The 510-nt window shown below is 44.1% G+C and carries 1 protein-coding gene; it reads left to right on the top strand.

Annotated elements, in window-relative coordinates:
• Positions 1-117: 117 nt before the first annotated feature.
• The coding region (gene proQ / locus IE142_RS40560) for an RNA chaperone ProQ (RefSeq protein WP_191889547.1) at positions 118-510 on the top strand (393 nt) is incomplete at its 3' end.

Raw genomic sequence — 510 nt, 5'->3', positions numbered from 1 at the left:
TGGTAAATTTTTTGTAAGATAAGAGGCGTTTGCCGTAGAAATTCCTTGCAACACTATTATAATGTCGCTTGTTCATGCCTGCGCTGGTTGCCAAAACCGTTGTAATCAGGAAATTTCATGGAAAATCAACCTAAGTTGAACAGTAGTAAAGAAATCATCGCTTTTTTAGCGGAACGTTTCCCTAAGTGTTTTATCGCTGAGGGTGAAGCACGCCCTTTGAAAGTCGGTATTTTTCAAGATCTCGTTGAGCATCTAAAAGATGAAACTCAGCTGAGTAAGACACAGTTACGTTCTGCCTTACGCTTGTATACCTCAAGTTGGCGCTACCTTTATGGTGTAAAAGAAGGGGCTAAACGTGTCGACTTGAATGGTAACGACTGCGGAGAGCTGGAAGCAGAGCATATTGCACATGCTCGTACACAATTAGCCGAAGCGAAAGCGCGCGTTCAAGCGCAACGAGCTGAGCAACGTGCTAAAAAGCGCGAAGCTGAAGGTGATAAGGAGACCAGT

It is taken from the genome of Streptomyces mutabilis (assembly GCF_014649815.1).
Classification (GTDB): Bacteria; Actinomycetota; Actinomycetes; order Streptomycetales; family Streptomycetaceae; genus Streptomyces; species Streptomyces mutabilis.
This window is presented reverse-complemented; position numbering and strand designations above follow the sequence as displayed.